Below are 6,950 nucleotides of genomic sequence, written 5' to 3' on the forward strand. Positions count from 1 at the left end.
GGGGGGCCCCGGGCGGCCCATTACCCGGCCCCCCCCCACGGTGTGTCAACCCCCCCCCGCCCCCCGCGGGGCACACCCCCCCCCCCCCGGGGTGGCCCCCCCCGGCCACCCGTCGGCGGACACCCGCCCCGCGCTGCTACCCTCGCGGACCGGCCCCTTCCGCTCCGGGTCGACCGGCGGCCCCGGCGGTTTCGATCAACCCCCGACGGGCCCGCGCGCTATACGTTTGTCCTCGTCGCCCGCGCCGCCCCGAGGAGAACCGTCATGGCCGACCAGACCCGCGCCCACCTGCTCACGGCCATCGAGCTCGCGGCCTCCGCCCGGGCCCACGGCAACCACCCGTTCGGCGCCCTGCTGACCGACGGCGCCGGCGGCGTCCTGCTCACCGCCGAGAACACCGTGCTCACGGACCACGACGTCACCGCCCACGCCGAGACCAACCTCGTCCGCCAGGCCTCCCGCCACCTCGCCCCGACCCAGCTCACCGGCGCCACCCTGTACTCCAGCACCGAACCGTGCGCCATGTGCGCCGGAGCGATCTACTGGAGCGGCATCCGCCGGGTCGTCTACGCCCTCGCCGCCCCCGAGCTGAACGCCATCGCCGGCGTGGACCCGGACGAGCCCGTCCTCGCCCTCCCCTGCCGCGACGTCTTCGCCGCCGGCGGCAACACCGTCACCGTCTCGGGCCCCCACCTCTACGACGAGGCCGCCGCCGTCCACACGGGCTACTGGGGATAGCCGCCCGGTGCGGATCCGCGGCCGACAAACGACGTGACCTCACGACCGGGTCGGTGTTACGGTGGAGCGGTTCGTGTTCGACCGGATCGAGGAAGTGGGGAGGTGGGGTTGATGACCGCGCTCAAGGCCGTCGCCGTGCGCAGCGCCCGGGTCACCCTCACGTCCCGGGCGTCGGCCTGACCCCGCCCTCGAATCCCCCTTCCCCGCCGGGAGCGTGAGCTCGCGGGGCCGGGGACGCATCGCCGTCCCCGGACGAACACACCACACCGGAACGGATCTTCGTTCATCATGACCATCTCCACCACCTCCACCCCGCGCTGGACCACCCGCACCGAGACCGCCGACGACGTCCCGGCCGTCCGGGAGATCGTCCTCGCCGCGTTCGGGTCGCCGTCGGAGGCCGACCTCGTCGACGCCCTGCGGACGGACGGGGCCTGGATCGACGAGCTGTCCGTGCTGGCCGTCACCCCCGACGGCCGCCGGGTCGGCCACGCGCTGCTCACGCGCTGCCACATCGGCGACACCCCCGCCCTGTGCCTGGCCCCCTGCGCCGTCCTCCCGGAGTACCAGCGCACCGGCGCCGGCTCCGCCGCGATCCGGGCCGCGCTCGACGAGGCACGCCGCCTGGGCGAGCGCTTCGTCGTCGTCCTCGGACACCCGGACTACTACCCGCGCTTCGGCTTCGGCCGGGCCTCCGCCCACGGGATCGGGCTGAGCATCGAGGTGCCGGACGAGGCGCTGATGGCGCTGGGCCTGGACCCGGAGCACCACCCGCTGCCGTCCGGCACGGTCCGGTACGCGGCTCCGTTCGGAATCTGACGGTCCAAGCCCTCCGGCACAACCCTCCGGCACAGCCCTCCGCGGCCGGGACAGACGCCCTGTTCCGGCCGCGGAGGCGTCCGCATACGGACATACCGACTGCTGTTCCATCCGAGTTCAACCGCGCGCTCCTGACGCCGCCCCGCGCACCCCCTACCTTCCGTGGGGGACTGCGAGAAGGGGCCATGAACGACAGACAACATGCCGTACGGGCACGCGGATTGACGAAGCACTTCGGTGACGTCGTGGCGCTCGACGGGGTCGGGCTCGACCTGGCGGCCGGGCGGATCCACGGGCTGGCCGGGCCGAACGGGGCCGGGAAGACGACGCTGCTCGGGCTGCTGCTGGGCCTGGCCGTCGCCGACGGGGGCGAGTTGGAGGTGCTGGGCAGACCCGTCGGACGGGCCCTCGCCGCACCGCCCGGCGTCGCCGGGTTCGTCGACGGCCCCGGCCTCTACCCGTCCCTCACCGCCCGCCGGAACCTGGCCGCCCTCGCGGCCCTGACCGGCCAGGACGCCCGCACCGGCCGCATCGACGGGGCCCTGGCCGAGGTCGGGCTGAGCGACGTCGCGGACGACCGCGTGCGCGGGTTCTCCCTCGGCATGCGCCAGCGCCTCGGACTGGCCGCCGCGCTGCTCACGGACCCGCGCCTGCTGGTGCTCGACGAGCCGTCCAACGGCCTCGACCCGGCGGGCAAGCAGCACGTGCACCGGGCGCTGCGCCGCCTCGCGGACGACGGCGTGACCGTCGTGCTCTCCAGCCACCGCATGGACGACCTGGAGGCGCTCTGCGACGAGGTCACGATCCTCGCGACGGGCCGAATCCGCTTCTCCGGCCCGCTGGAGAAGCTCGCGGCCGACAGCCCCGAGCTCGACTACCGCCTGCTCACGTCCGATCCGTCGGCCGCCCGGGCCGTGGCCGCCGAGACCCCGGGCATCAGGGCCGTCACCGGGACCGGGCCCCGGCGCGCGGCCGGGACGCTCGTCGTGCGCGCTTCGGCGCCGGCCGTCGAGCAGTTCGTGGGTGCCCTGGTGCACGCGGGCATCGGGGTGCGGGAAGTCGCTCCCGTGGTCCCGCCGCTGGAGGCCGCGTTCCTCGCCCTGACCGACCAGCAGGAGGGCGCCCGATGAGCACCGCACTCGCATCCCCGAAGGCGGCCCCCGGAACGCGGCCGGTACCGGTCGCCCGGGTGTACCGCTTCGAGGTCGTCAAGCTCGTCTCCCAGTGGCGGATCCGCCTGCTGGTGCTGGCCTGCTGGACGCTGCCCGGCCTGTTCGTCGCCGCCGTGGCCCAGCAGGGCACGCTGCCGTCCGACACGCTGTTCGGCCGCTGGATGCACGCCACCGGCTGGGCCGGGCCCCTGGTGGTGCTGGGCTTCGCCGGCTCCTGGGCCCTGCCCCTCCTCACCTCCGTGGTCGCGGGCGACGTATTCGCCGCCGAGGACCGCCTCGGCACCTGGCGCCACCTGCTGGTCGCGATCCGCTCCCCGCGGCGGATCTTCGCGGCCAAGGCGCTGGCGAGCGGCACCGTGATCGTGCTGCTGGTGGCCGGGCTGACGGCGTCCGGGACGGCCGGCGGGCTGGCGGCGGTCGGGAACCGGCCGCTGGTCGGCGTCGACGGGCACCAGCTGCCGCCGTCCGACGCGGCCGGTGGCGTCCTGCTCGCGTGGACCTGCGCACTGGCACCGACCCTGGCACTGGCCGCGATCGGGCTGCTCGGCTCCGTCCTCCTCGGCCGCTCGCCGATGGGCCTGCTCGTCCCCGCGCTGACCGCGGTCGCGATGCAGCTCGCGCAGATGCTGCCGCTGCCGGTGGCGCTGCGCCTCGCGCTGCCCGGCTACGCCTTCGTCTCGTGGAACGGGCTGTTCGCCGACCCGGCGCAGCTCGACGAGCTGCTGATCTCGGTCGCGGTCAGCCTGGTGTGGGCCGTCGTGGCGACCGCCGCGGCCTACCGGCTGTTCGTGCGGCGCGACTTCACCAACGGCAGCGAGGACGGCGCGGAGCGCCGCGCGCTCACCTCCGGCGTCCTGCCGCTGGCCGGGCTGCTCGCGCTGACGTTCGGCGCGGTGGCCGTGGCCGCGCCGTCGACGGGCTCGGGGATCACCCAGGCGAAGGTGCAGCAGTCGGTGTCGACCGTGTTCGCGCACCTGTACCGGCTGCAGACCGAACAGCTGCACCGCCCCGCCGTCACCGAGGAGCAGCTGCGGGTCACGGCGGCCTGCGACCGCGGGGACGGCCACGTCGACCCGGAGGGCCCCGGCAACGACTGGCGCTGCGTCGTCACCTGGCACCTGCCGGGCGTGGCCGCGCCGGGCACGGCGGTCTACCAGCTCGACGTCGCCTCGGACGGCCGGCTGATGGCCGACGGCGACGGGCCGAAGGAGGTCAACGGCTACTTCCTGGTGCAGACCCCGGACGGGGACGCGCCGAACCCGCTGTGGCAGTTCGACGGGCAGCTCCCGCTGCTCTCCTCCTCACCCCACTGAACGCACCGCACACGCACCTCGCCCCCCAACCAGCCCCACTCACCGAAGGAATGACGCCATGCAGGTAACGCGTCGTCGTCGCGTCCCGAGAGAACACCCCGCCCTTCTCGGCCGGCGCATGGGCCGCCGTGCCACGCTCGCCACGGCGTGCATCACGGCGGTGGCCGTGGCCACGGGCACGGCTTTCGCGACCACCCACCAGTTCGGCACCGACCAGGTCGGCCAGGTCACGGTCAACGGCCAGGTGATCTCCAGCGACCAGTACATCGCCCCCTACGGCACCCGGTCGGTCGTCAACGACGGCAAGATCATGGGCTCCCGGGTCAGCCCGGACGGCGCCCACCTGGCCGCGGCGCTCGCCGACGGCGGCGCGTCGCTGGTCATCGTCGACCTCAAGACCGGGCAGGTGCAGCAGCGCGTCGGCACCGCGAAGGCGGACGACCTGCACCTGAGCGACGGCTCGGTCGGCCAGGAGGCCCCGGCCTACTCGCCGGACGGCAAGCAGCTGTGGCTGGGCCAGCTCGACGGCTACACCCGCTTCACCGTGAACGCCGACGGCACCCTGGCCAACCCGGTGAAGGTCGCGATCCCGGCCGACGGCGCCAAGCACGCGCTCGCCTCCGGCGCGGTGTTCTCCGCCGACGGCTCGACGGTCTACGCGGCCGTCAACGGCCAGAACCGGGTGGTCGCGATCGACGCGGCGAGCGGCACCGTCAAGCAGAGCTGGACGGTGGGCAACGCGCCGCGCGGCATCGCCCAGGTCGGCCACAAGCTGTACGTCGGCAACGAGGGCGGCCGCCCGGCCACCGAGGACGACGACACGCTCAACTCCTACGGCACGCAGGTGCCGGCCGACCAGGACACCGGCGCCACGACCTCCGGCACCGTCAGCGTGATCGACCTCGGGGACGCCTCCGCCGCCGTCGGCTCCATCGACGTCGGCCTGCACCCGACGGCGCTGTACGCCAAGAACGGCGTGCTGTTCGTCGCCGACACCGGCTCGGACACGGTGTCGGTCGTCGACACCGCGCACGACCGGGTCGTGCAGACCGTCTCCACCAAGCCGTGGCCGGAGGCCTCGGTCGGCTACGAGCCCACCGCGGTGACGCTCACCGACGACGGCCGACTGCTGGTCACCCTGGGCCGCGCCGACGCGGTGGCCGTCTACCGGTTCACCGGTGCGCAGGAGCCGGTGAGCTACGTCGGCCTGCTGCCCACCGACTACTTCCCGGCCGAGATCACCACGGTCGGCTCGAAGGTCGTCGTCTCCAACACCCGCGGCATCGACGCCCGCCGCCCCAACGCCACCGGCGCGCACAACACCCACGACACGACGTCGAGCATCACGCAGTTCACGCTGCCGGGCGACCGCGAGATCCGGGACCAGACCGCCAAGGTCTTCCGACAGAACGGCTGGACCGACGGCGCGGTCCGGACGGCCGACCACAAGAAGGCCAAGCCGGTACCGGTGCCCGCGCGGATCGGCGACCCGTCGCCGATCAAGCACGTCTTCATGATCGTCAAGGAGAACCGCACCTACGACCAGCTCTTCGGCGACATCGCCAAGGGCAACGGCGACCCGAAGCTCGCACAGTTCGGCGCCAACGTCACCCCGAACCAGCACGCCTTGGCCCAGCAGTTCGGGCTCTACGACAACACCTACGACATCGGCACCAACTCCGCCGAGGGCCACAACTGGCTGATGCAGGCGGACAACCCGGAGTACACCGAGTCCTCGGCCGGCGAGTACCAGCGCAGCTACGACACCGAGGACGACGCCCTCGGCCACCAGCGCTCGGGCTTCCTGTGGACCGGCGCGCAGGCCGCCGGGACGGACGTGCGCGACTTCGGCGAGTTCCACCAGTTCCTGACCAAGCCCGACGGCGCGAGCTGGCAGAACCTGTACTGCGACGCGAAGACGATGGACGCGACCGGGCAGGACACCGCCTACCCGCTCAACTCCTCGTCGCCGATCCCCTCGCTCAACGACGTGTCGGTGCCCGGCTTCCCGAAGTTCGACCTCGACGTGCCGGACCAGTACCGGTACCAGATCTGGAAGCAGGACTTCGAGCAGAACGGCCCGGCCGGCCTCAACATGCTGTGGCTGTCCAGCGACCACACCGGCGGCCCGGCGGGTCCGGCCGCGCAGGTCGCCGACAACGACCTCGCGGTGGGGAAGATCGTCGACGAGATCTCGCACAGCGAGTACTGGAAGGACTCCGCGATCTTCGTGGTCGAGGACGACTCCCAGGCCGGCCTCGACCACGTCGACGGCCACCGCGCCCCGATCCAGGTCATCAGCCCCTGGGCGCAGCACGGCACCGTCGACAGCCGCTACTACTCGCAGATCACCATGGTCCGCACCATCGAGCAGATCCTCGGGATCCACCCGATGAACCAGAAGGACAGTGCGGCCAGCCCGATGACCACGGCCTTCACCGACAAGCCGGACTTCACGCCGTTCACCGCGGTGCCCAACCGGACGTCGCTGACCGACGGCCTGAAGACGCCCCCGTCCTGCGGCGTCGACGTGCCCGGCGCGGTCCAGGACCGCGCGGCCGCCCCGGCCCCGACCACGGTCGCGCCGCCGGCGGCGGAGCAGGGCGTCGCGGCGCAGTGGGACTCCTGGAAGTCCAAGCAGCGCCTCACCGGCCCGAACGCCGCACCGGACCGCGCGAACCCGGCGCAGATGAACCACCTGACCTGGTACCAGACGCACAACTGGACGGCCCCGTACCCGGGCGAGTCCGAGATCCACGCCCCGAACGACGTCCCCGGCGCCTACATCCCGTCCGCCGAGAACGACGGCTGATCCCCTCGCGGACGCGAACGGGCCCCGGGGGCCGCCCGCCGGCCCCGCCGGGGAGCCGCCCCCCCCCCCCCCGGCGGGGGGGGGGGGGGGGGGGGG

General features: G+C 73.6%; 5 protein-coding genes. All 5 read left to right on the forward strand.

The features are described from left to right. Nucleotides 1–264: 264 nt before the first annotated feature. The 5 genes from ACFV4G_RS17270 to ACFV4G_RS17290 all read left to right on the forward strand — a co-directional run bounded on the left by ACFV4G_RS17270 (nt 265) and on the right by ACFV4G_RS17290 (nt 6,854). Entirely contained in the window at nt 265–738 is a 474-nt protein-coding gene (locus ACFV4G_RS17270; protein WP_380441088.1) for a nucleoside deaminase, read from the forward strand. 288 nt (nt 739–1,026) lie between these two features. Next, entirely contained in the window at nt 1,027–1,557 is a 531-nt protein-coding gene (locus ACFV4G_RS17275) for a GNAT family N-acetyltransferase (RefSeq protein ID WP_380441090.1), read from the forward strand. A 185-nt stretch (nt 1,558–1,742) separates the two neighbouring features. Then, entirely contained in the window at nt 1,743–2,687 is a 945-nt protein-coding gene (locus tag ACFV4G_RS17280; protein ID WP_380441092.1) for an ABC transporter ATP-binding protein, read from the forward strand. Beyond that, nucleotides 2,684–4,042 (forward strand): ABC transporter permease, encoded by a 1,359-nt coding sequence (locus ACFV4G_RS17285; protein ID WP_380441094.1) that lies wholly within the window; start codon nt 2,684–2,686, stop codon nt 4,040–4,042. Before ACFV4G_RS17280 ends, ACFV4G_RS17285 begins: the two co-directional genes overlap by 4 nt. A gap of 58 nt (nt 4,043–4,100) precedes the next feature. Beyond that, nucleotides 4,101–6,854: a bifunctional YncE family protein/alkaline phosphatase family protein gene (locus tag ACFV4G_RS17290; RefSeq protein ID WP_380441096.1), complete on the forward strand. Its 2,754-nt coding sequence runs from the start codon at nt 4,101–4,103 to the stop codon at nt 6,852–6,854. Nucleotides 6,855–6,950: the final 96 nt, after the last annotated feature.

The organism is Kitasatospora sp. NPDC059747 (assembly GCF_042732955.1).
Lineage (GTDB): Bacteria > Actinomycetota > Actinomycetes > Streptomycetales > Streptomycetaceae > Kitasatospora.

Bases quoted from the DNA above. Each gene is read 5' to 3' on its own strand.
- ACFV4G_RS17270 (WP_380441088.1), top strand. From the start codon at position 265: ATGGCCGACCAGACCCGCGCCCACCTGCTCACGGCCATCGAGCTCGCG.
- ACFV4G_RS17275 (WP_380441090.1), top strand. From the start codon at position 1,027: ATGACCATCTCCACCACCTCCACCCCGCGCTGGACCACCCGCACCGAG.
- ACFV4G_RS17280 (WP_380441092.1), top strand. From the start codon at position 1,743: ATGAACGACAGACAACATGCCGTACGGGCACGCGGATTGACGAAGCAC.
- ACFV4G_RS17285 (WP_380441094.1), top strand. From the start codon at position 2,684: ATGAGCACCGCACTCGCATCCCCGAAGGCGGCCCCCGGAACGCGGCCG.
- ACFV4G_RS17290 (WP_380441096.1), top strand. From the start codon at position 4,101: ATGCAGGTAACGCGTCGTCGTCGCGTCCCGAGAGAACACCCCGCCCTT.